The organism is Flindersiella endophytica (genome assembly GCF_054779015.1).
The window spans coordinates 304702-327806 of record NZ_BAAGYY010000019.1; the positions used below are offsets into that span (position 1 = coordinate 304702).

At 68.4% G+C, this 23105-nt stretch carries 18 protein-coding genes and 1 pseudogene; 10 read left to right on the forward strand and 9 right to left on the reverse strand.

Annotated elements, in window-relative coordinates; translation table 11 throughout:
- Positions 1-112: 112 nt before the first annotated feature.
- The 3 genes from ACYVF6_RS22060 to ACYVF6_RS22070 all read right to left on the reverse strand — a co-directional run bounded on the left by ACYVF6_RS22060 (position 113) and on the right by ACYVF6_RS22070 (position 4791).
- Positions 113-1651, reverse strand: a complete 1539-nt coding sequence (locus tag ACYVF6_RS22060) for an ATP-dependent DNA ligase (RefSeq protein ID WP_460524267.1) — start codon at positions 1649-1651, stop codon at positions 113-115.
- 2079 nt (positions 1652-3730) lie between these two features.
- Positions 3731-3934 (reverse strand): DUF397 domain-containing protein, encoded by a 204-nt coding sequence (locus ACYVF6_RS22065; protein ID WP_460524269.1) that lies wholly within the window; start codon positions 3932-3934, stop codon positions 3731-3733.
- 5 nt (positions 3935-3939) lie between these two features.
- Entirely contained in the window at positions 3940-4791 is an 852-nt protein-coding gene (locus ACYVF6_RS22070) for a helix-turn-helix domain-containing protein (protein ID WP_460524271.1), read from the reverse strand.
- Between the two features lie 573 nt (positions 4792-5364).
- On the opposite strand from ACYVF6_RS22070, the gene ACYVF6_RS22075 reads away from it, so the two are divergent.
- The 3 genes from ACYVF6_RS22075 to ACYVF6_RS22085 are packed head-to-tail and all read left to right on the forward strand — an operon-like array spanning position 5365 to position 7671.
- Positions 5365-6198 (forward strand): SAM-dependent methyltransferase, encoded by an 834-nt coding sequence (locus ACYVF6_RS22075; RefSeq protein WP_460524273.1) that lies wholly within the window; start codon positions 5365-5367, stop codon positions 6196-6198.
- Positions 6199-6250: 52 nt separating this feature from the next.
- Complete coding sequence (locus ACYVF6_RS22080) at positions 6251-6481, forward strand: DUF397 domain-containing protein (protein WP_460524275.1); 231 nt, start codon at positions 6251-6253, stop codon at positions 6479-6481.
- A 47-nt stretch (positions 6482-6528) separates the two neighbouring features.
- Positions 6529-7671, forward strand: coding sequence for a quinone-dependent dihydroorotate dehydrogenase (locus ACYVF6_RS22085; RefSeq protein WP_460524277.1), 1143 nt, complete (start codon positions 6529-6531; stop codon positions 7669-7671).
- Positions 7672-8068: 397 nt separating this feature from the next.
- Here ACYVF6_RS22085 and ACYVF6_RS22090 read toward each other — a convergent pair whose 3' ends face one another.
- The 5 genes from ACYVF6_RS22090 to ACYVF6_RS22110 form a co-directional block, all read right to left on the reverse strand.
- Positions 8069-9142 (reverse strand): S1C family serine protease, encoded by a 1074-nt coding sequence (locus tag ACYVF6_RS22090; protein WP_460524279.1) that lies wholly within the window; start codon positions 9140-9142, stop codon positions 8069-8071.
- A gap of 388 nt (positions 9143-9530) precedes the next feature.
- Entirely contained in the window at positions 9531-10958 is a 1428-nt protein-coding gene (locus tag ACYVF6_RS22095) for a sensor histidine kinase (protein ID WP_460524281.1), read from the reverse strand.
- The gene (locus ACYVF6_RS22100) at positions 10955-11635 is read right to left on the reverse strand and encodes a response regulator transcription factor (RefSeq protein WP_460524283.1); all 681 of its coding nucleotides are present in this window, start codon (positions 11633-11635) and stop codon (positions 10955-10957) included. The genes ACYVF6_RS22095 and ACYVF6_RS22100 overlap by 4 nt, the downstream gene beginning before the upstream one ends.
- 95 nt (positions 11636-11730) lie before the next feature.
- Positions 11731-12018, reverse strand: a complete 288-nt coding sequence (locus ACYVF6_RS22105) for an acylphosphatase (protein ID WP_460524285.1) — start codon at positions 12016-12018, stop codon at positions 11731-11733.
- On the reverse strand, positions 12015-13439 hold the full coding sequence (locus tag ACYVF6_RS22110) for a DNA polymerase IV (protein ID WP_460524287.1): 1425 nt from the start codon (positions 13437-13439) through the stop codon (positions 12015-12017). Before ACYVF6_RS22110 ends, ACYVF6_RS22105 begins: the two co-directional genes overlap by 4 nt.
- A 123-nt stretch (positions 13440-13562) precedes the next feature.
- Here ACYVF6_RS22110 and ACYVF6_RS22115 point away from each other — a divergent pair, with 123 nt between their 5' ends.
- The 3 genes from ACYVF6_RS22115 (at position 13563) to ACYVF6_RS22125 (ending at position 17334) form a co-directional block, all read left to right on the forward strand.
- Positions 13563-15152 (forward strand): DUF4192 domain-containing protein, encoded by a 1590-nt coding sequence (locus ACYVF6_RS22115; RefSeq protein WP_460524289.1) that lies wholly within the window; start codon positions 13563-13565, stop codon positions 15150-15152.
- Positions 15153-15420: 268 nt separating this feature from the next.
- Complete coding sequence (locus ACYVF6_RS22120; protein WP_460524291.1) at positions 15421-16896, forward strand: glutamate--cysteine ligase; 1476 nt, start codon at positions 15421-15423, stop codon at positions 16894-16896.
- A 171-nt stretch (positions 16897-17067) separates the two neighbouring features.
- Positions 17068-17334 carry a WhiB family transcriptional regulator gene (locus ACYVF6_RS22125; RefSeq protein ID WP_460524293.1) on the forward strand — a complete coding sequence of 89 codons (267 nt, stop codon included), beginning with the start codon at positions 17068-17070 and terminating at the stop codon, positions 17332-17334.
- Between the two features lie 356 nt (positions 17335-17690).
- Here ACYVF6_RS22125 and ACYVF6_RS22130 read toward each other — a convergent pair whose 3' ends face one another.
- A complete protein-coding gene (locus ACYVF6_RS22130) occupies positions 17691-18530 on the reverse strand; it encodes a hypothetical protein (protein ID WP_460524295.1) in 840 nt (279 codons plus the stop codon).
- 109 nt (positions 18531-18639) lie between these two features.
- Between ACYVF6_RS22130 and ACYVF6_RS22135 the strand changes: the two genes are divergently transcribed.
- The 4 genes and pseudogenes from ACYVF6_RS22135 to ACYVF6_RS22150 all read left to right on the forward strand — a co-directional run.
- The gene (locus tag ACYVF6_RS22135) at positions 18640-19023 is read left to right on the forward strand and encodes a universal stress protein (RefSeq protein WP_460524297.1); all 384 of its coding nucleotides are present in this window, start codon (positions 18640-18642) and stop codon (positions 19021-19023) included.
- A 12-nt stretch (positions 19024-19035) separates the two neighbouring features.
- Positions 19036-19719: an HhH-GPD-type base excision DNA repair protein gene (locus tag ACYVF6_RS22140; RefSeq protein ID WP_460524299.1), complete on the forward strand. Its 684-nt coding sequence runs from the start codon at positions 19036-19038 to the stop codon at positions 19717-19719.
- Between the two features lie 327 nt (positions 19720-20046).
- Positions 20047-21825 carry an RNA polymerase sigma factor gene (locus tag ACYVF6_RS22145; RefSeq protein ID WP_460524301.1) on the forward strand — a complete coding sequence of 593 codons (1779 nt, stop codon included), beginning with the start codon at positions 20047-20049 and terminating at the stop codon, positions 21823-21825.
- Between the two features lie 135 nt (positions 21826-21960).
- Positions 21961-23010, forward strand: a pseudogene (locus ACYVF6_RS22150) (RNA polymerase sigma factor); the annotation flags it as partial.
- Positions 23011-23105 lie beyond the last annotated feature (95 nt).

A 23105-nucleotide genomic window follows, 5' to 3' on the forward strand; every position in this document is an offset into this window, starting at 1 on the left:
GGACGGGCGTATCCTCAACTCTTCGACTGACTCCGCTCTGAGCCCGTACACTCAGCCCAACGCCACAAGACGCTGGGCAATTCCCGGTGGTTGCTTTTTTGTGCTACGAGTCTCACGTGCTCGTGTTTCCGTAGTGGATCGTGCGCACAGCGTCTACAGTGTCGGCTTCGTCCGCGCGCTTGTCCAGCCGATAACGAACAACGCGAGCGAACCGCAAAGCCATTCCGGCCGGATAGCGACGTGAAGTCTGTACCCCGTCAAAGGCGATCTCAACAACCTGTTCCGGCCGAACGTAGACAGTCCAGTCGTCGCGGTGATCTTCGAGCTCCAGGAAGCGCTTGGTCTGCCATCTCAGCGTCTCGTCGGTGAGACCTTTGAAGGTTTTCCCGAGCATGACGAACTCACCGGTGTCTGGGTTACGCGCACCGAGGTGGAGGTTGGACAGCATCCCCGTGCGCCTGCCGTGTCCCCACTCCACGGCCAGCACTACGAGGTCGAGCGTGTGCCGCGGCTTGACCTTGATCCAGCTGGCGCCTCGCCGGCCGGCTTCGTAGGGCGCGTCGAGTGCCTTGACCACCACCCCTTCGTGCCCCTGACCAGTGGCGGCGGCGAAGAATCGGTCGGCCTCGCCAGGGTCGTCGGTGACCAGCCGCGGGGCCCGCTGCTCGGCTGGGAGGAGGCGTTCGAGCGCCGCGAAGCGTTCGGCGCCGGTGGCACCCAGCAGGTCGTGGCCGTCGAGGTGAAGGATGTCGAAGAAGAACGGACGCACCGGCACCTGCCCGCGTAGCCGGTCGACGTCGAGCTTGCTGCCCACCCGGCTCGCCGTGACCTGGAACGGCAGCGGCCGGTCCTCGTCGCCGAGCGCGATGACCTCGCCGTCGAGGACCACCTGGTCGGCATCGAGCGCCGCGACCGCCTCGACGACCTCGGGCAGCCGCCCGGTCACTTCGTCGAGCGTGCGGGTGTAGATCGTGATCTGGTCGCCGACCCGGTGCACCTGGACCCGGATGCCGTCGAGCTTCCACTCCAGCGCGGCGGGCAGGCCGGCCTTCTCGAGAGCTGCCGCCATGTCGGGCGCGGGGGAGGCCAGCATGGGACGCAACGGGCGGCCGAGCTCGAGCTGGAAGCGTTCGAGCGCCTGCGCACCCTCGGCGAGCACCGCACCGGCGACCGGCGGGATCGCGCCCGCGAGCATCACCGCCCGGCGTACGTCGGCCGCCGGCGCGTCGGCGACCCGGATCACCGCGTCGAGCATGATCCCGTCGAGCGCGCCCTGCCGTAGCTCACCCATCGCCAGCCTGGCGAGGAACCGCTGCTCTGTCTCGGTGGCCCTGCCCATCAGGTCGGCCAGCAGACCCTGCCGGGCGGCCGTCGATCCCTTGCCAGTGGTCTGCGAGATCGCCTCGAACGCGGCGTCGACCTCGCTGACCCCGAGCGAGGGCTGCTCCGCCGGCTCCGGCAACTCGCGAAACGCGGCCCAGCCCACACCGGTCTTGCGCTGCCTCAGCTCACCGGCGAGGTAGGAGACCAGGAGCCCCACTTCGTCGGCGTCGGCCGCGCGCAGGGCAGTAGATATAAGGTCGACCTTCTCCAGCCGTGAGCTGGTGGCCGACACGGCGGCCGAGGTGGATACGAGGTCCGCGAGCAACATGGACAGCATTCTTCCCCTGAGCACCGACAGTCGCGCAGGAACGACGTGGGGCCAGATTTCCGGCCTCCGAACGCCCGAAGTCGCCAGCGCCACCGATGGATTCTGTGAAACGCAAATTGTGGATGCACTGGACCGCATCCTGAGCGCGACGTTCCGGCCACGCAGACAGTACGAACTGTCCCGGGTTTCCGTACGGCCCGCAGCCTGAGGCTGACACCGCGCACACGCCGGCGAACCGGTTCCTGGGGGAGATGGGTCGCCTGGCTCGCGCGCACGGCCGCGCAGCGGAGATGTAGCGCAGCTCGCACGGTGATCGCACGGTAATGGCGGCAACGGCCGGGTTGTGAGCAGGATTGCGCAGCGCCGTGGCGCCGCAGGCTGCATCCGCGGGCAGGAACGCGCTGGTCACGAGGCCCTGGCGGCCTATACGGCCGCGCGAGCGCGAATGGGAGTGTCCGAGACTGATCGCGCAGGCGACGCGAGGCGTCCGTGAGCCCGGGCGCCACGCGCCGCAAGCCGCGCTTGCGGCGGCATAAGCACTGGTCACCGGCCGTGCGGCCGCGTATGAGAGCTCCGAGGACCTGATCGCGCGCTGGCGGGCCAGGCGTCCGCAGCGCCGCGGGATTCACCCTTGCAGGCAGAAGCCCTGATCACGCGCGCATGGCGGGCGGCCCGGCCGCGTGACCGTCAGCGGAGAACACCGGCGAGTTCGATCGGACGCAGGCGGTGCCGGCGTCCCCGGCGCCACGGCACAACAGGCCCCGCAGGCCGCGCTTGCGGCAGGATAAGCACTGGTCAGGGGAACGCATCGGCTGGCTGGGCCGTAGTCGACCGTGTGGACTGATTGCGCAGGCGGCCACCGCGCCACGGCACCGCAGGCCGCTCTCGCGGACAGAATGCTGGTCACGAGGACGCCGGCCGATCCGGCTGCGAGGTTGTCGGCAGTGGGAGCGCCGCGGGTCTGATCGCCCGAACAGCGCCAGCGCCCACAACGAGCCTGCGGGAGGATTCAGCTTGCGTAGCTGCCACTCCAGTGGCTCGGTAGCCGCGTAAGCGCTGGTCACAAGCGCACAACCACACAAGTCAGCCAAGCCGAGCCGGGGGAGTCACCGTCAAGCGATCGCTGCCGACAACCCGGCCTTGGCGAATTTCGGCGCTAAGAACGCCATCCAAAACGCCCCTCACACAGAAGAACGCGGCGAAGCCCTTGTCTTCGGCACCTCCCCATTCCCTGAGGCGCTGAAGACAAGGACCTCGCCGCGCGGCGACCGAGGCTCTGGGGCAGGAGCCTCAGCTGGTCCTTCGAATCAACTGGTCCAGGAGAAGCGGCGGCTGGTAGCCAGCCAACGCTCCGCCCAGCGCAGCTCAGGACATGGCCAGTCCTGAGCGCAAGAAACGCAACAACACAACCTCTTGTGGGGGAGAGGGAGGACCCACCGCCAGCGAACTGTTAGGGGCGACCGATCGGGGCGGTGGGTCCGGCCTACGAGTTGCGCATGAGCGTCGACATCGGATTCGGGCCAGTCGACGTGGCCAATGCCAGGTATGTGGTGGGTCACGATGCTCTCCGGTTGGGGCGGGCCGGTGATACGAGGGCTCGTAACTTCGCTACTGCAACTGCATTTACTGCTGATGTTGCTGTGCGCAATCCCGAGCTGTTAAGCGCTTTACGAAGCCACTCTGAGCACCCTGAGGTCCCATGAGGCCCCACTACCTGGCAGTCGACCTTGCGCAACACGATCCTCTGCCTTCCTGACTCGGGATCTGTGATTCACACATACTGAAGCGTAGGCTATGAACCACGATCTTGGCAATCGCATCCTGGGAAAGATTCCAGGCGTTTTGCCTGGTTCGTGGGCCAATGACCGGCTATAACCGTTTCTGTGATGGGCCCTGTACCAAGCGTCGCCGCCGTTGTAAGGTGGCCGACGAGCCTTGAGACAGGGGCTTGTGACAAAAAGGATCCCCCCGGGCGGCACCCCGGGGGGATCTGTCGTACCTGGGCCTTAACTTCCGGCCGGTGGCCACGCTAGGGGGCTCGCGTGCTCAAGCACGCGCTGCGCGGCCGTCTGAGGCCGCTCAGATGTCGAAGCGGCCGGCCTTCACGTCGCTGAGGAACGCGGCGAACGCGGGGCGCGTAACAACGTGCGCACCCTCGTGCGGGTTCTTGCTGTCGCGGATGGCCGTAACGTCGGAGAAGTTGCCGGCGATCTCCACGCAGCCGCTGTTGCCAGAAGTGCTGAGGCTGGCCTTCTGCCACTTAGCCTGAGACAGGTCGATCATGGGGTCTACTCCAAGGTTTCTGCGAGCTGCTTGAGAGCGGCCGTGGTCGCTGCCGGATCCAGAGCTGCGTCGCGGATTTTCTCGTACGTGTCGGTGTACGTACCTACCTCGTCGGTCTTGTCCACCTCCTCGATGCTGAGCTCGGTCTCCAGGAAGACCATGCTGGGCTCATCGCCGGGGAAGTCGTAGATGCTGATCGCCGACGTCATGCCCGGGTGCGGACCGTCCTGAAAGCGGAGCAACCGAAGCTCGACATTGGGGCGCCGGCTCATCTCGACCAGGTGAGCCACCTGGGCGCGACGGTCGGACTGCGCACCCCACTGATATCTGAGCGAGGCTTCGGTAATCACCGCTACCAGTTCTGGCGCCGTACCGTCGGTGCGATCGAGGATCGCCTGCCTGCGCAGACGCACACCGACCGCGCGGTTGCGCCATGCTGACGACCTCGGACCTACGCGCAGCTGAGCCTCCATGTAGGCAGGCGTCTGCAAGAGACCTGGAATGACCAACGGAAGGTAGGTACTGATGCGAGCTGCGTCTGCCTCGTACCCGTGGACCTCGCTCTCGACCACGTCGGCATAGTCACGCCACCAAGCTCTGGCGCGCGCCAGCATCGCGAGGTCCTCGAGTTGTTTCTGCTCCTCGTCGGAGACACCGTAGATCCGAAGCAGATCGCGGATATCGCTCATCTCGGGGCGAACCCATCCGTTGGCTTCGAAGCGGCCGACCTTTCCGCGTCCCCAGTTCAGCCGGTCGCAGACCTGGTTGGCGGTGTAGCCGTTCTCGACTCTGAGCTCGGCCAGCCTGCGGGACAGTCGCCGCTTGGCGATCGTGGCCCCGTAGGTCTCATCGGTCACCCCGGTCCTCCTTGACGATGGGTCCTTCTGCTCCTTGACAGAACGACTCAAGGAACATAGTGCCTCCTCAAATTGTGAATCACAAGTAGGCGCCTCGGGCTCCGCGAAGTGCATCGTAAGCGTACGTCCACGTGAGGGCGCCCGCTGAAACGACCTGACGAGGCCTTTCCTGCTCATTGTGACCACAAGACAAGATCAAGTAATGGCAACCGGCAGGTCCGGACGTGATGTCGTCGAGAACGTGAGCGCCGGCAAGGCGCCGAGACCGCCGCGTCGGCGTGTTGCGGGTAGTACTGTCGTGCGCAGGCGATCTGATCAAGCTCGCTCGCTGGTTTCGACCCTGCATGTGCCTCACGTACCCGATGAGTCAGATCCGATGGTTGTGTCCGTTTCGGCCGAACTTCGGTGAAATTCGGTCGGAGGTGGGCTACGAACCGGCCGCGATCACCCTTCCGTTGGTGCTTGGTGTTGTCACACGGTACTGAGCGGAGCCGCATGGTGGAAGGTGGCGCGCACGTACCATCCGGAAAGAAACCGGCAAGTAACGTTGCGTCAGAGCTTTGGGGAGCATGTATGAGCGATGAATCCATGGCGACAGCGCCACCTGGTGTCGATCCGAACACCCCGAGTGTCGCCAGGATCTACGACTACATGCTCGGCGGTACGACCAACTACGAAGTCGACCGGATGGCCGCCAAACAGCTCGAGGCGATGTTCCCGGAACTCAAGGACTGGGCCTGGTGCAACCGCGGCTTCCACCAGCGGGCCGCGCGCTGGCTGGCCGGCGAGGCGGGCATCACGCAGTTCATCGACCTCGGCTCCGGCTTACCGACCGGCAACAACACCCACCAGGTCGTCCAGGACATCAACCCGAAGGCCCGAGTCGTCTACGTCGACCTCGACCCGATGGTCGCGGCGTTCGCACCGCAGTTGCTGGCCGACGCCCAGAACGTTCTCTTCCTCTCCGGCGACGTGCGCGACCGCGACGGGCTGCTCGGCGACCCCGACCTCCGTTCGATGATCGACTTCGACCAGCCGGTTGCCTTGTTCATGACCGCTGTCGTGCACTTCCTGCCCGACGAGTCCGACCCATGGAGTCTGGTCGCCGGCTACCTCGACGCCGTACCGGTCGGCAGCTACCTCGCGTTGTCGCACGGAACGCTCGACAAGGCGCGCCCGGAGTACATCGCGCGGGTGCAGGCGCTGTACGCCAACGCCAACGAGCACGCCAACCCGCGTACCAAGGCGGCTGTCGAACGATTCTTCGACGGGCTGGAGCTCACCGCCCCGTATCCTGGCGCGCGGCCTGGCGTGACCTACGGTGGGTTGTGGGGCGCCGAAGACCCCGAGGACGCGGACGACGAGGCCTCGCGCGGGTTGTACTGCGGCGTCGCGCGGAAGTACTGACCGAGTTCGACGTACCTGGACTATGTACATAGATACGGACAGAGGAGCCGCCGTGACCGGCACGACCAAGCCGAGCATCGAACAACTCGGGCTGGATGTCGAAGCACAGGAATGGCAGCGTTCCAGCGACGGGCCGGGAGCGGTCGAGATCGCGTTCGCAGGTGAGTGGGTGCTGCTGCGCGTCGCCGACGACCCGGAGCAGCGGGTGCTGGTCTACAACCACTTCGAATGGGAGTGCTTCCTCGACGGCGCCAAGAAGGGCGAGTTCGACCACGCCGTCTGACCGTGCGTTCGAGGGTCGGTTCGGAGCCGGCTCTATGATCGGTGCCGGTGTACACGCTCCTTTACCGCCTGGTCCTGTGCCGGATCCCTGCCGAGACGGCACACCGGCTGGCGTTCGGACTGATCCGGCTCACGGCCGCGCTGCCTGTTCTGCGTAACGTCGTGGCGCGGTGGTTCGCGCCGGTGCATCCCGCGTTGCGGCTGCGCGTCCTCGGGCTCGACCTGCCGGGTCCGCTCGGGCTGGCCGCGGGCTTCGACAAGGACGCACGCGGAGTGGACGCGCTGGCGGCGCTGGGATTCGACTTCGTCGAGGTCGGAACGGTGACGGCGCGGGCGCAGCCCGGCAACCCCCGACCGCGGATGTTCCGGCTGCCGGCTGATCGCGCGCTGATCAACCGGATGGGCTTCAACAACTCCGGTGCGGCCGAGGTCGCGTACCGGCTGGATCGGCGAGCCCGCCAGGCTGCCCGGCGCGGCCGCGTTCCGCTGGCCGTGACCGGGGTGAACATCGGCAAGACCAAGCTCACGCCGGAGGACGAGGCGGTGGGCGACTACGTGACGAGCGCGCGGACGCTGGGGGAGTTCGCCGACTACTTCGTGGTCAACGTGAGCTCGCCGAACACGCCCGGCCTGCGTGACCTGCAGGCCGTCGAACGGCTGCGGCCGCTGCTGAAGGCGGTCCGCGAGGCCCTCGACTCGGCGGTGACCGAGCGGCGGGTGCCGCTGCTGGTGAAGGTCGCACCGGACCTGTCGGACGAGGACGTCGACGCCGTGGCGGACCTGGCGCTGGAGCTGGGGCTCGACGGCATCATCGCGACGAACACGACGATCTCGCGGGCCGGCCTGCGTACCTCCTCGGTGGCGAGCGAGGTCGGCGGCCTGTCGGGCGCGCCGCTGCGGGAACGAGCACTCGAAGTGCTGCGCCGCCTCCACACCCGAGCAGGCGACCGCCTGGTCCTGGTAGCAGCCGGCGGCATCGAATCCGGCGATGACGCGTGGGAACGCATCCGCGCGGGTGCGTCGCTCGTACAGGGCTACACGGGCTTCATCTACGGCGGACCGGGCTGGGCCTGCCAAATCCACCGCGACCTCCTCCGCCGCATGCGAGCCGAGGGGTTCGGCTCGCTCGAGCAGGCGATTGGGAGCGGCATTGCCCGCGGTGAGAGCACGGAGCGCTCAGCCGGGGCCTGACCTCACCGGCGCGCCGCGGCCTCGGCGATAGCCGAGCCCAGCCATCCACCCGCACAAGCTCGGCGCGCTGCTCTCGCGCGCGCGGCCTGCGCGGCCGCCGAGGGAGCCCGACACGGCGCGCGGCGGCCACGACCGGTGTCGCAGGGTGACCACGGCAGGTAGGCCAGCCGTCAGCGAAGCGAAGCGGCTCGCCGCGGCCGAACAGCCACCGGTGAGCCGCTTCGTCTCGCCCCAGGTAGACGATCTATTCCAAGGGGTCGCCTGACGCGCGACGCCTGGCATCCACGCTGGCTGCGTTGTCGTCGATCGCCGGAGGCCCCTCCTGGCTCCTCCTCCGCCTTCCCAGCGCGGCGCCATGCGCCGCGCGCTTGACCGGCGATCCCTTGGAATAGATCGTCTAGCGGTCCGAGCCGAGCTTGATCTTCGTCGTCTTCTCTTGTCCGTTGCGGACGAACGTCAGCGTCACCTCGTCGCCTGGGCGGTGCGACCTGACCGCGGCTACCAGGCTGTCGCCGTCGGTGATGGCGCGGCTGTCGAGCTTGGTCACCACGTCGCCCTGTTGCAGACCGGCCTTGGCTGCGGCGCTGCCCTCGGTCACATCTCCGAGCGCCGCGCCTGCCGTCGTACCGCCCCGGCCCTGCGCGGTGCCCACCTGCACGCCGAGCAGCGCGTGCTCGGGCTTGCTCCCGGCGGCCAGCTGCTTGGCGATCGGACGGGCCTCGTCGATCGGGATGGCGAAGCCGAGGCCGATGTTGCCGGACTGGCCGCCCTGCTGGCTCTGCGGTACCTGCGCGATCGCCGTGTTGATGCCGACCACCCGGCCGGACCTGTCGAGCAGCGCGCCGCCGGAGTTACCGGGGTTGATCGCCGCGTCGGTCTGGATCGCGTCGATCACGGTCTCGCTGCTCTGCCCGGAGGACGAGCCGGTGTTCACCGGCCGGTTCAGCGCGCTGACGATGCCCGACGTCACCGTGCCGGCCAGCCCGATCGGCGCGCCGATCGCCACGACCTCCTGCCCGACCTTCAACGCGTCGGACGAGCCGAGCGTCGCCGGCTTCAGGTCGCTGACTCCCTGGGCCTTGATCACCGCGAGGTCGGTCACCGGGTCGAGCCCGATCACGCGCGCCGGTACGGTCTTGCCGTCCTGGAACGTCACCTCGAGCTCACCGGCCTCGGCAACGTGGTTGTTGGTGAGGATCTGGCCGTCGGCCGACAGGACGATCCCGCTGCCGCCGCCGGTGCCCTGCCCCGTGTTGATCGTGATCGAGACGACGCTCGGCAGCACCTTGTCGGCCACCGCCTGCACCGACCCGGACGGCGCGCTCGACGCGTTGGTGTTGGACGGTGAGTTGTCCAGCGCGCTCGGCGCGCTCGCCGTCGCCTGGTCGTCGCGGGTCAGCGCGTAGACGCCGACGGCACCCGCACCGCCACCGACCAGTCCGGCAGCAAGCGCGGCGACGAGTACGGCCACGCCCGCTCGCCGCTTCGGACCCGACGGCGGCCCGCCGAACGGCTGCGGAGGGAGCGGACCGATCGGCGGCCCTTGCGGAGGCCCCCACTCCTGCGGCCGGTAGAAATGCGGTCCCTGGTGAGGCCCAGGCTGAAGCCCCGGCTGCCCGCTGGGCTGAGGCCCTTGCTGAGGACCGGACTGCGCGCCAGGAGCACCAGGAGCACCAGGTTGAGGACCGGGCTGTGACGGCTGCTGCGCGGAAGACTCGCTAGCCGGACGCTGTGGCGGCTCAGACGGCTGCACGGGTTCGATCCTCGTCTCGCTCATGGACAGAAAGGGTGGTCGCTCTACCTGAACTCAGCCTAAGAGCTACCCGAGGGAATCCGAAGAACTCGGATCCCGCGCCTGCCTACGCCGGCTGCGGCTGAGCGATCCGGGGATCCGACATACCCGGGATACGCAGGACGAACAGCGCCCCACCCCCCGGCGCCCGCCCCGCCTGGACGTAGCCTCCGTGGCGTTCGACCGCCTGCTTGACGATGGACAGCCCGAGCCCCGATCCCGGCATCGTCCTGGCCTCGGCCGAACGGTAGAACCGCTCGAACACGTGCGGCAGGTCGACCTCCGCGATGCCCGGCCCCTGGTCAGCGACCGACAGCACCCCGTCGCGCAGGCGTACGGTCACCGCCCCGTCGGACGGGCTCCACTTCGCCGCGTTGTCGAGCAGGTTGGTCACCGCGCGTTCGAGCGTCTGCGCATCGCCGATCACCGTCCACGGCCGCAGCTCGACGTCGAAATGTACGGACGGCGCCCTCCGCTGGACCCGTTCGAGCGCGTGCGCGGTGACCACGGCGAGGTCCAGCGGAGCGCGCGTGTCGGACGGCGGGTCCTCCCGCGACAGCTCCACCAAGTCGCCGACCAGCGCGGACAGCTCCATGATCTGCGCGCGTACGTCGTCGATCAGGCTCGCCCGATCGTCCGCCGACAGCCCGGGCCGGTTCTCGCTCTGCGCCAGCAGGTCGAGGTTGGTACGCAGGCTGGTGAGCGGCGTACGCAGCTCGTGGCCGGCGTCCGCGACCAGCCGGCGTTCCCGGCTGCGTGCCTGCGCGAGCGCGCCGAGCATCGCGTTGAACGCGTGTGCCAGCCGTGCGATCTCGTCCTCGCCCCGAACGGGGATCGGGCGCAGGTCGCCGGTACGCGCGACGTGCTCAGCCGCACCGGTCAGCCGCTGGACCGGTCGCAGCGCGACCCGCCCGATCTCGAACCCCGACCATGCGGCCAGCAGCACACCGCCACCACCGACGAGGAAGAGCACGAGGCCGAGCGCGCGGAGCACCTGCTGTGTGCTGTCCATCGACTGGGCCATCACGAACGCCAGCCCGGGGTTGTCATCGGATGACGGGACGGCGATCACGCGGTAGCGGTGCCCGTCGTTCGCGATGTTCGTGCGCGCGCTGAAGTCGGAGAGGCCGGCGGCGACCTTGCGCTCCGGCAGGCCCATCGGCGGCGGGGTGTTCTCCGCCTGCGGCAGGATCGGGGCGCCTCCCTGGGTGATCATCGCGACCTTGACGTCGGCCGCGCCGAGGTACGCCACGGGCACATCCCGGAGCACCCGCGGGTCGCCGAGCGGGCCGCTGGCCGCGTACTCCGCGCGCGTCAGCAGGTTGGCGTCGAGTTGGTTGAGCAGGGCGCCGCGCACGGTGACGTAGGCCGCGATCGAGATCAGAACGACGATCAGCCCGACGCCCACACCGGCGACGAGACCGATCCGTTTGCGCAAGCTGAGCGTGCGGAAGCGTTCGCGGTAGGACTCGAGAGGACCGGCCTGCTCGCTCACGGCGGGGTTTCTCGCAGGACGTAGCCGACGCCGCGGACGGTGTGGATCAGGCGTGGGTCGCCGTCGCCTTCGGTCTTGCGGCGGAGGTAGCCGACGTAGACCTCGAGCGAGTTCGCCGACGTCGGGAAGTCGAAGCCCCAGACGTCCTCGAGGATCTGGGAACGCTCGAGCACCTGGCGCGGGTGCCGAAGGAACAGCTCGAGCAGCGCGAACTCCGTGCGGGTCAGGCTGATCTGCCGTTCGCCGCGCTTCACCTCACGGGTCACGGGGTCGAGCGAGAGGTCGGCGTAGGTGTAGATCGCGGCGCCGGGCTCGGGCGTGGTGCGGCGGAGGAGCGCGCGCAGCCGGGCCAGCAGCTCTTCCAGCGCGAACGGCTTGGTGAGGTAGTCGTCGGCGCCCGCGTCGAGACCGGCCACCCGGTCGGCGATCGCGTCACGCGCCGTGAGGACGAGGATCGGTACGTCGTCGCCGCTGGCCCGCAGGGCCCGGCAGGTGGCGATGCCGTCGAGGCGGGGCATCATCACGTCGAGCACGATCGCGTCGGGATGATGTGTGGCGACGGCCTTCAGAGCCGTCTCGCCGTTGTCCGCGAGGTCGACTTCGTAGCCGTTGAACACCAGAGAGCGCCGCAGCGACTCGCGTACGGCGTGATCATCGTCAACTACCAGGATGCGCACGCGTTCAGTGTGCACCCAAGCACTAAGAAGAAGCTGAAGGCGCGGCGATCAGCACGGTGTCGTGGAGCTCGAGGTCGGTGGCGACCCGCCCCAGCTCATGCCGTCGGGCGGATCTGGAAACCGGACAGCCCTTCGACAGGTTCGTCGATGACGTCGACCGTAGTCACGGACGCGGTGGGTGGGCCGGTTCTGCTCCAGTCGATCATCTTGCCGACAGCCGCTGGACTGCCCTCGAACACGGCCTCGACGCTGCCGTCTCCGCGGTTGCGTACCCAGCCGGCCAAGCCGAGCTTGCGCGCGTTGCGGCGGCAGGTGTCGCGGAAGAACACGCCGTGGACCCGGCCGTGACAGACCACACGGGAACGGGTCAGCGGGACGCTCATGAGTCCAACTGTGCCAGCCGGTGGGCGGTCGGCCACAGCGGTGTGTAGGGCGCGAGATCGGGATCGGTCGTGGCGTACGTCCGGATCGGTCCGGGGGTCGTGAAGGCGGTTTCGAAGCGGACGGTGACGACGCCGCGGCCGGAGCCCCAGACCCAGCCGGGGCCGTGCTCGGCGTGGAAGACGTCCGAGCCGGGCGGCCAGCGGCGGGTACCTGGCTCGTCGCCGCCGGTGTCGCCTCTGGCGCCGGCCGTGCTGGGGGCACTGGGCGCGCTGGATGCGCTCGGGGTGGCGCTGGAGCCGTCTGTGGGCTCGGGGACCTCGGTGTTCTCGGTCTCGGCGGCCGCGTCCGCGGTCTCGAACAGGTCGTCCTGTACCCAGTCGGCCAGGCCGGAGACGCCAACGCCGAGCAGGCGTACACCGGCGGAGGTGTCCACCTCGTCGAGCAGGCGCTTGGCGAGCCGGGTGATCACGCGTACGTCGTCGGTGGGGCCGGGCAGGGTGGCCGAGCGGGTGTGAGTGGTGAAGTCGAACAGGCGGATCTTCAGCGTGACCGTACGGCCGGAGAGCTTGGCGCCGGTGAGGCGTTCGGTCGTACGGCGGGCCAGGCGGTCGGTGAGCATCTGGAGCTGGGCGCGGTCGGCGATGTCGCGTTCGAACGTGTCCTCGACGCTGATCGACCGCGACTTGGCCTCCGCGCCGACGATCCGGTCGTCCTCGCCGTGGGCGAGCCGGGCCAGGACGCCGCCGTGGGCCTGGCCGAGGAGCGCCTTGAGCTCGTCGGCGCCCATCCTGTCGAGCTCCTCGATGCTGTGAACACCGGCGCGGCGGAGGCGTTCGTTGGTGGCGGGCCCGACGCCGGGGATCTTCGAGACGGGCAGGGGATAGAGGAGCTCGCGCTCCTGCCCGGCGGGGACGACGAGCAGGCCGTCGGGCTTGTTGAGGTCGCTGGCGATCTTGGCGATCAGCTTCGACGTACCGGCGCCGACCGAGGCGGTGAGGCCGCCCGTGACGTCCCGTACTGCTTGCTTGATCTCCTTCGCGAGCTGTTCGACGGCGGCGGGGGAGAGGTCGCGGTGGTCGCCCTCGGCGAGATCGACGTACGCCTCGTCGAGCGAGAGCGGCTCGACCAGCGGGGACACCTCGTTGAGTACGTCGCGAACGGCGCGGCTGGCCTGGCGGTATGCGGCGAACCTGCCCGAGAGGTAGGCGGCGTTGGGACACCTCGCGCGCGCCTCGACAGTGCGCATGGCCGACCGGACGCCGAACACGCGAGCCTCGTACGAAGCGGTGGAAACGACGCCACGCGGCCCGATCCCGCCGACGATGACGGGCTTGCCGCGCAACGACGGCTTGTCACGCTGCTCGACGGCTGCGAAGAATGCGTCGAGGTCCAGGTGGAGGACACTCGGCTCACTTCGCATGTGGTCATCCTCGCAGGCGGTGCCCAAGGGCATGGCCTGACCGGAATTCCTCCACAGGTCGGTGCTTTCCACAGCTTTCCGCTCGTCTCCCCGCGAATCGGGTGGATGCGTAACGCTTTCCGCATGAACCGAGACAGTACGAAACCGCAGACCGCCAAGCCTCCCGCCGGCGCACCGGACGCTGCCGCCGCGGCGCCCACACAATCCAACCGAGACGGCCCGCCGGGCGCGAGCATGTGGCTGCGCACGCCGGAAGACGTCCTAGCCCGCATCCCCTTCGCGATCGGCTTCCACCCCACCGACAGCCTCGTAGTAATAGCGGTCAACGCCAACGGCCGCTCCGACCTCGTAGTCCGCGCCGACCTGCGCCCCCGACGCTCGTCACCAATCGCCACGGACGACACCGGGCCCGCCCCCGCCGCAACCCGTATCGCAGCCCATCCCGCTGCTTGCGACTCGACAACCCCGCCGGCGGGCGGAGCCGCCGAGCCAGCCCACGCCGCCGCAGACGCTGCTGTCCCGACGGCCGCCACGATCACGGGCGTCGTCAAGCCACCCCACCCGTCCGCCGCACGCATGGTCGTGGGCGACACCGAGCGCGCTGGCGGAACCATCGTTCCGGCAGGCAGCGGTCGTGCTGCTCCGGATGAAGCCGTTACCGAGCCGGCAGGCAGTGCCGGCGAGCCGGCCCACGCAGCCACCACACACGCGATCACCGCCGACGCCGCCACCGCCGGGTTCGGCCGGATCACCACGGATCACGAAAGCGCGGACCCTGCCACCACCCTTCAGCTGGGCAGCGGCAGCACGGCCACGCCGGCCGAAGACGACTGGCCGGACTTCGCCCATCAGCTCGCCGCTGCCATGGTGCACAACGGCGCCAGCTACGCAGTCCTGGTCGCCTACACGACGTCCGCCGACCTCGCGAGGCGTTCCACCGGCATCCTCGCTGCCGCCCTCGCCGCCTCCGGGATCGGTTTGCTCGACGCCCTGTGGGTCGACGGCAGCCGATGGCGTTCCCTGTCGTGCCACGACCCTCATTGCTGTCCCACCGAAGGCAGGCCGTACGACGCCGAGGCGAGTCGCGTCGCCGCGGAGTCGGTCTACCACGGCGAGGTCGCGTTCGCCGGAGAAGCCGAGCTCCGCCGCTCGATCGCACCTACCCGCGGCCTCGCCAGGATCGCGATGCGACGAGCCACGGCCCGGATGGACGCCGAGGCCAGCCGCCGCTACCTCCGCGTGGAGAACGAGGAGGTGCAGATCGCCTCGTCCATACGAGCAGACGGCAAGGCCTACGTCATGCGCCTCGTGGAGCGCTACCTCTCCAACGGCACCAGCCCCACTGACGACGAGGTCGCCTGGGCCGGCATGTACCTCTACGACATCCACGTCAGAGACGCCGCCTGGCTGCGGATGACCACGCAGACCGCCCAGCAACACGTCCAGCTGTGGCGCGAGATCGCCCGCCGCGCGCTCCCGCCGTACAACGTGGCGCCCCTCGCGCTGCTGGCCTTCGCCGCCTGGCTGTCCGGCGACGGCCCGCTGGCCCGGTGCGCGGTCGACCGCGTGCTGGACGCCGATCCCACCTATTCCATGGCGCACCTCATCCGCGACGTCGTGGCCGCCATGGTGCCGCCCTCGGTGTGGCCGCCGGACGATTGGCCGGCCGAGTCACGGGAAGCAGGTGAGGCCAAGCAACCACAAACCGACTGATAGCGACAGCGCCAACGCGTCGCACCCACCCACACGCCGACCGGCTACCAACCGACAGGAGACGACTCGAATCTGTAACCCGACCGACCCCGAGACGCCCCACGTACGAGCCACACTGGTACAGACCTCATGCTCCAGCCAGCGCCGGCGCCGGCTGGCCACGGCCTGACCGTTAGCGGAAATTCCAGTCGTGTGATCCCGGTCAGACCACTGGCGATCCGCATGAATCGGTGTCACGCTCCCAACTAGACGTGGGGGAGGAGCGGCGATGGGACAGGACATCGAGCCCCAGGCATTCACACGTGAGGATCGGACCAGTTTTCGCAGGCAGTTGCACCGAGGTTTGGACGCCTTCCGGCGGATGTTGTCGGAGTCGGTGCTCGAAGCGGGCAGTTCCTTTACCGGCTTCGAGATCGAACTGAACCTCGTCGACGACAGCGGGGATCCCGCACTTCGCAATGCGGAGATCCTCCGCGCACTGGGTGACTCCGCCTTCCAGACCGAGCTGGCCCGGTTCAACCTCGAGGTCAATATCGCACCGCGCCGGCTCAGCGAGCACGGCCTGCGGGAGTTCGAGGAGGACGTACGTACCCGGCTGGAGGCCGCGGCCATCACCAGCCGCGAGTTCGACACGCGCCTGATGATGGTCGGCATCCTGCCGACGCTGACCACCCGCCACATGTCGGTCGAGACGCTTTCCCCGAACGCCAGGTACATGTTGCTCAACGAGCAGATCTTCCTGGCCCGCGGTGAGGACATTCACATCGACATCGATGGTGTCGACCGCCTGATGATGACGTCGGATTCGGTCGCCCCGGAAGCGGCCTGTACGAGTACGCAGCTGCACATCCAGACCAGCCCGGAGGCGTTCCCCACCTACTGGAACGCCGCCCAGGCGCTGGCCGGAGCCCAGGTCGCGATCTGCGCCAACGCGCCGTTCCTGTTCGGGCACGAGCTCTGGCGCGAGACGCGGATCAAGCTGTTCGAGCAGGCGATCGACACGCGGAGTCCGGAGCTGCGTCTCCAAGGCGTACGTCCGCGCGTGTGGTTCGGCGAGCGCTGGATCACCTCCGTACTCGACCTGTTCGAGGAGAACGTCCGCTACTTCTCGCCGCTGCTCCCCGTCTGCGAGGACGAGGACCCGCTCGAACTTCTCGAACGCGGCGACACGCCACGCCTTGCGGAGCTGAGGCTGCACAACGGCACGATCTATCGCTGGAACCGGCCGGTGTACGACGTCGTGGAGGGCAAGCCGCATCTGCGCGTCGAGAACCGTGTGCTGCCGTCCGGGCCGAGCCTGCAGGACACGCTCGCCAACGCGGCGTTCTACTTCGGGCTGACCCGGCGAATGGCCGAGGAGGAACAGCCGGTCTGGAACCGGATGTCGTTCGGTGCCGCCGCGGAGAACTTCGAGAATGGTGCGAAGTACGGCATGGACGCCAGGCTCTACTGGCCGGGCATCGGCACCGTCGACGCGCCCGAGCTCGTACTCCGGCGGCTGCTCCCGCTCGCGCGCGAAGGGCTGGATCGTTGGGGCGTCGACACCAAGGACTCCGACCGGCTGCTCGGCATCATCGAGCAACGCTGCGCGCTACGGCAGAACGGCGCGGCGTGGCAGGCGAACATGTTCCATCGCCTGCACGACCGCAGCACGTCGGATCGTCAGCAGGCGTTGCATGTCATGACCCGGCACTACCTGGAGAACATGGCCGCCAACATCCCCGTACACAGCTGGCCCATATGACTCCCGCGGGCAGCTCACAGCCGTCCCACTGGGTGGGGTTCGGTTCCTGAGAAGTCCCGACTTTACCCACAGGCGAGGCAACCACCCTTCGGTTTCGAGCGTCTCAAGCCGGAGAGGGGGTCGATGAGGATGCCCAACTACATGAGAGGGCGCGGCGCACGGCGTGCCGTGATGCCCACACGTTCGTGGGACTGGCAGGAGTACGCAGCCTGCCGAGGTCATTCGTCTGACCTCTTTTTCGGTCCGGAGGGCGAGAAACCCACGGAGCGCGACAACCGGGAGAAGCGTGCGCTGGTCGTATGCGCGCAATGCCCGGTACGCGAGGCATGCCAGAAGCACGCACTCGGCTTGCCGGAGACGTACGGGGTATGGGGCGGCACCACCGAGTCCGGCCGCTCCGCGATCCGGCGTCGCAGGGTTCCGTCACCAGCGGCCTGACCGGCTGTGAAGAGCCTTCGAGCGCTCGGACCGAGCTTCTCGAGTTGGGCACTTTCAAGACGGGGCACATGAACCGGTCTGGTCCGCCGGCGCCACCAACCGGCGTCGGCGGGCAGTGACCGGACCATCGGAAAGCGCGGCTGAGCCGCACTGATCAACGCTCCCACGCGCGTAGCCGACCCTCGGCTGCGCGCGATTTTGCATGCGTGGACGAGCGCCCGTCCGGGTGAGCCCCGCAGTCGCCGCGGTCGCGGCCGTGGCGATGGCCGTGCCGGGATGCACGATGGCGATCACCGTGGAGAGCCCACCGTGACGACTGTGATGGCCACGGTGGAGGCAGCCATGCCGGTGGGCCGTCAGGTGGTGCCGGGGTGGCCGGGTGGTGGGCGGCGGAGCCAGTGGCGGGGCAGCTCGACGACGCTGTTTTCGCCCAGGTCGATCCAGCCGTGGCGGGTGATGGTCCAGACCGGGCCGCGGGTGCAGCCGCCGATGTCGCAGGCGATGGGCCAGGCGCGGAGCCAGCCGAGGTCGTCTTCGGTGGGTTCGAGGGCGCCGGGGCGCTTGATCATGATGCCGATCGGGGTGGGGGAGTCGAGGTGGCCGCGCGAGCGCATACCGCTCAGCGTGGCGACCAGCAGGTCGACTCGGAGGGCATGGTCGAGGCCGGGCCGGCCCACGCCGATCCGGAACGCGCCTCCGGCTGTGTCGTTCGCGCCGGCATCGGTACTGCCGCCGCTGCGACGCCTGCCGCTGCTCCCGCTGGCACCGCTGCCACGCGTGCCGCCGGTACTGCCGCCGCCGCGCTCGCCGCCACGCCAGCCGCCGCCGCCGCGTCCGCCATCGCTGCCAGAGCCGCTGCGCCCGCTGGCGTCGCGGTCGCTGGCGTCGCGGTCGCTGGTATCGGCGGCGGGATGCCAGTCCTGGCCGCCGCTGGTGGCGGTTGGCAGTCCGAGGGGGCGGTCGCTGCCACGTGGCGGGAGCGGCATCCCTGTGGGCATCGGTGGCGCGGTGAGGGGGACGATCGCCGCGCCGCTGGGGAGCGGTACGCCTGACGCCGACAGGCGGCGGAGGCCGACAGTCGGCGGGAAGGCGCGGCCGTCCACGCGTTTGCGCAGCTCGTAGACCTCGCCGCGGAGTGCGCTGCCGAGTTGTGGGGGCAACGTCCGGTAGTCGACGGTGCTCGACCGGTGATGCATGCCGCAAAGACTGCCTGATTCCGCGGCGCGCGCGTTGCCGCAATCCACAGGCCGCCGCTTGTAGTACCGTCCCGATACCAGAAAAACGCTGCTCGGAGGAGGGAAGCGCGTGCCGGCGATCGTCGTCAGTTACGTCGACAAGCCCGAGGGACACGCCGCTCTACGCGCGGCCGCTACCGAAGCGACCCTACGAAGTCTCGGCCTGGTGGTGATCAGCTCGCAGCGCGACAGCGACGCGGTCCACGCGCTGCCGGCAGAGTTGAGCGCGCATCTCGACGAGGCGGGCGTGAGTTACGAGGTACGCGATCCCAACCTCGACGTCGAACCCGCAGACGATCTGATCTCCGCAGCGGAAGAGCTTCAGGCCGAACTGATCGTGATCGGGCTGCGCAGGCGGTCACCAGTTGGCAAACTGATGTTGGGCGCGAACGCCCAGCGTGTCCTGCTGGACGCCTCTTGTCCTGTCCTCACGGTGAAAGCGGAGCTGGACTGAACCATGACGTCGGTGAAACCCACGCCGAAACCGGCGGCCAAGCCGGCCAAGAAAACCGCCGCGAAGCCGCCTGCGGCCAAGGCAACCAATCCGGCCGTCGTCACCCTCGCCGAGCCACCCACGCTCAACATCGTCGGCGATCCCGCCGCCGATGCCGAGCTGGCTCGCAACCCGTTCTCCCTGCTGACCGGCATGCTGCTGGACCAGCAGTTCCCGATGGAACGCGCGTTCGCCGGCCCCTACGTGATAATCCAACGCCTCGGCGCCGACACCCTCGATCCTCAGACGATCGCCGCGTACGATCCGGAGGCGTTCGTCAAGCTCTGTCAGGGGCCGCCTGCCGTTCACCGTTACCCCGGTGCCATGGCCGCGCGGATCCAGGAGCTGGCGCGCATCGTCCTCGACGAATACGACGGTGACTCGACCAGGATCTGGTCGGACGGTACGGCCAAGGAGATCGTCCAGCGCCTGCGTGCGCTCCCCGGCTTCGGCCCGGCGAAAGCCACGATCTTCCTGGCCCTACTCGGCAAGCGGTTCGGCGTCAAACCGCGCGGTTGGGTGACCGAGACCGGACCACTCGGCAAGCCCACGGCCTACCGCTCAGTAGCCGACGTCGTTGACACGGCGTCGCTCGCCAAGGTCCGCGCCACCAAGCAGGAGATGAAGAAACGCGCGAAGCAGGAGAAGGCCGGCTGAGCGTGTCACAACCGTTCCATAACAAGCAGCACGCCAGGAGGTCGCGATATCCGCGATTCACTTGGCGTGCGACGTATGCTTGGACATCACCGAACATTCCGGCCCATCGCGTGAGGCGCCCCTCGTGCTGCGACAGCCTCCACATCGGTACACGCTGATGCCCAGCTGTCGACTCAGCGGTCACGACGTCTTCGCGACGTGCCAGAATGCTCCCTCAACATATCCGCCCGGCATCCACCGCCCGGCCACTCTCACCACGGAGCAGACGAGAGGAAGTTCGTGTCGTCCCGCACGTCCCGGAATGCCCAGCTTCTCCAGATCCCTGAAGTGCACCAGCTCGTTGTACGAGGACGGGAACGTGGCTACGTCACCGCCGCGGAGGTGCGTGGTGCCTGCGAGGACGTGGGTATTGACAAGTCGCAGTGGGCGAGCTTGCTGCGGTGTCTCGGTGAGGAGGGTGTGACCGTGTCCGTCGACTCGACGCAGGCGACCACGCCTTCCCGCAAGCGGGTCTCCGCCGCGTCGTCCAGGCGAACCGCCGCTGCCGTGACGCAGGACGCGACCACGCCGGTCAGGCCGGTGACCAGACCGCATGCCGTACCCACCAGCCCCTCCAGCTCCAGCAGCCCCGCAGGCCCGGCGAGCGGCGCCAACGGCACCGCCAACGGCCGTGCGACCGGCACTCCGCCGGCGGAGGCAGCTGGGCCGGCTGAGGCAGCCGAATCGGCCGACGCCGCCACAAACGGCTACGGGAACGGCTCGTCGTCCGGCACTGTCCCAGCCCAGGGCACTACTTTGGGCAGTAACGGACAGGCCGCCGGAACCAAGCAGCCGGGCTCCGGGGCCAATCCCGGAGACACACAGTCGGAGCAGACCGTGCATGCCGAGAACAACCCGCAGCCCGAAACCGACCTCGAGCGCGCCGCCAAGGCCGTCTCCCCGGCCAAGGGCAAGGCGAAGGCCAAGCCGGCAGACCGCCCCAAGGTCGTGAGCAAACCTGGCAAGAAGACCGCGGCGAAGTCCGCGGGCGCTGCCAAGACGGCCAAGAAGGCCGCCGAACCCGGCGCCGAACCCGCCGAGGGCGATCTCGACATCGAACTCGAGGGCGAGCTGGTCGTCGAGGAAGAAGGCTTCGTCCTGTCCGAGGGCGACGACACCGACGAGCCCGAGCAGCAGGTGCTCGCGGCCGGTGCCACCGCCGACCCGGTCAAGGACTACCTCAAGCAGATCGGCAAGGTGCCGCTGCTGAACGCCGAGCAGGAGGTCGAGCTCGCCAAGCGGATCGAGGCCGGCCTGTTCGCGGAGGAGAAGCTCGGCACCGAGTCGCACACGCTGTCGGCCGATGTCTACACCCAGCTCGACTGGATCGCCGAGGACGGCCGCCGCGCGAAGAACCACCTGCTGGAGGCCAACCTCCGCCTGGTTGTCAGCCTGGCCAAGCGCTACACCGGCCGCGGCATGCTCTTCCTCGACCTGATCCAGGAAGGCAACCTCGGTCTGATCCGCGCGGTGGAGAAGTTCGACTACACCAAGGGCTACAAGTTCTCCACCTACGCCACCTGGTGGATTCGCCAGGCGATCACCCGAGCGATGGCCGACCAGGCGCGGACCATCCGTATACCAGTTCACATGGTCGAGGTCATCAACAAGCTCGCGCGCGTGCAGCGCCAGATGCTGCAGGACCTCGGCCGCGAACCCACGCCGGAGGAGCTCGCCAAGGAACTCGACATGGCGCCGGACAAGGTCGTCGAGGTGCAGAAGTACGGCCGTGAGCCGATCTCCCTGCACACCCCGCTGGGCGAAGACGGCGACAGCGAGTTCGGTGACCTGATCGAGGACTCCGAGGCGATCGTCCCGGCCGACGCGGTGTCGTTCACGCTGCTGCAGGAGCAGCTCCATGCCGTTCTCGACACGCTGAGTGAACGCGAGGCGGGCGTGGTGAGCATGCGGTTCGGCCTGACCGACGGTCAGCCGAAGACGCTGGACGAGATCGGCAAGGTCTACGGTGTGACGCGCGAGCGGATCCGGCAGATCGAGTCGAAGACGATGAGCAAGCTGCGTCACCCTTCGCGTTCGCAGGTGCTACGCGACTATCTCGACCAGTAGCCGATTGTCGGCTAGAATTCGCCCTCTTGGCGATTACCAGGCACACTTGGGTCCCGTGCTCCGTATCAGGCGCACGGGACCCTGCTTTTATGGCCGAAGCTCGCAGAGGGGAAGCACGTGGTGGCAGGAACCGTTAAGACGGCCAAGAAGTCGGACACCGACGAACTCACCATCGAGGGCGATCTGAGCAAGATCGAGCTCGAAGAGGGTTTCGTCCTGTCGGAGGACGACGACTCCGACGAGCCCGAGCAGCAGGTGCTCGCGGCTGGTGCCACGGCCGACCCGGTCAAGGACTACCTCAAGCAGATCGGCCGCGTGCCGTTGCTGAACGCCGAGCAGGAGGTCGAGCTCGCCAAGCGGATCGAGGCCGGCCTGTTCTCCGAGGAGAAGCTCGACGGCGAGGGCCAGAAGCTCCCAGCGGCGAAGTTCGAGGAACTGGAGTGGCTGGCCGAGGACGGCCGCCGGGCGAAGAACCACCTGCTGGAGGCCAACCTCCGCCTGGTCGTGAGCCTGGCCAAGCGCTACACCGGCCGCGGCATGGGTTTTCTGGACCTGATCCAGGAAGGCAACCTTGGCCTGATCCGCGCGGTGGAGAAGTTCGACTACACCAAAGGCTTCAAGTTCTCGACGTACGCCACCTGGTGGATTCGCCAGGCGATCACGCGGGCGATGGCCGACCAGGCCCGCACGATTCGTATACCGGTTCACATGGTCGAGGTCATCAACAAGCTGGCCCGCGTGCAGCGGCAGATGCTGCAGGATCTCGGCCGTGAGCCTACGCCGGAGGAGCTCGCCAAGGAGCTCGACATGGCGCCGGACAAGGTCGTCGAGGTGCAGAAGTACGGCCGTGAGCCGATCTCGCTGAGCACGCCGCTCGGTGAGGAGGGCGACAGTGAGTTCGGTGACCTGATCGAGGACTCCGAGGCGATCGTCCCGGCCGACGCGGCGAGCTACCTGCTGTTCCAGGAGCAGCTCTACTCCGTTCTCGACACGCTGAGTGAACGTGAGGCGGGCGTGGTGAGCATGCGGTTCGGCCTGACCGATGGTCAGCCGAAGACGCTGGACGAGATCGGCAAGGTCTACGGTGTGACGCGCGAGCGGATCCGGCAGATCGAGTCGAAGACGATGAGCAAGCTGCGTCACCCTTCGCGTTCGCAGGTGCTGCGCGACTTCCTGGAGGGCTGAGCGCTCCGGCGGCCGCCGGCTGGCCGGGCCACGTGGAGCGTTGGCCGGCCGGCCGCTGGACCGGCAGTCCCCGTGCGAGCCGGGCGAGGACGTCG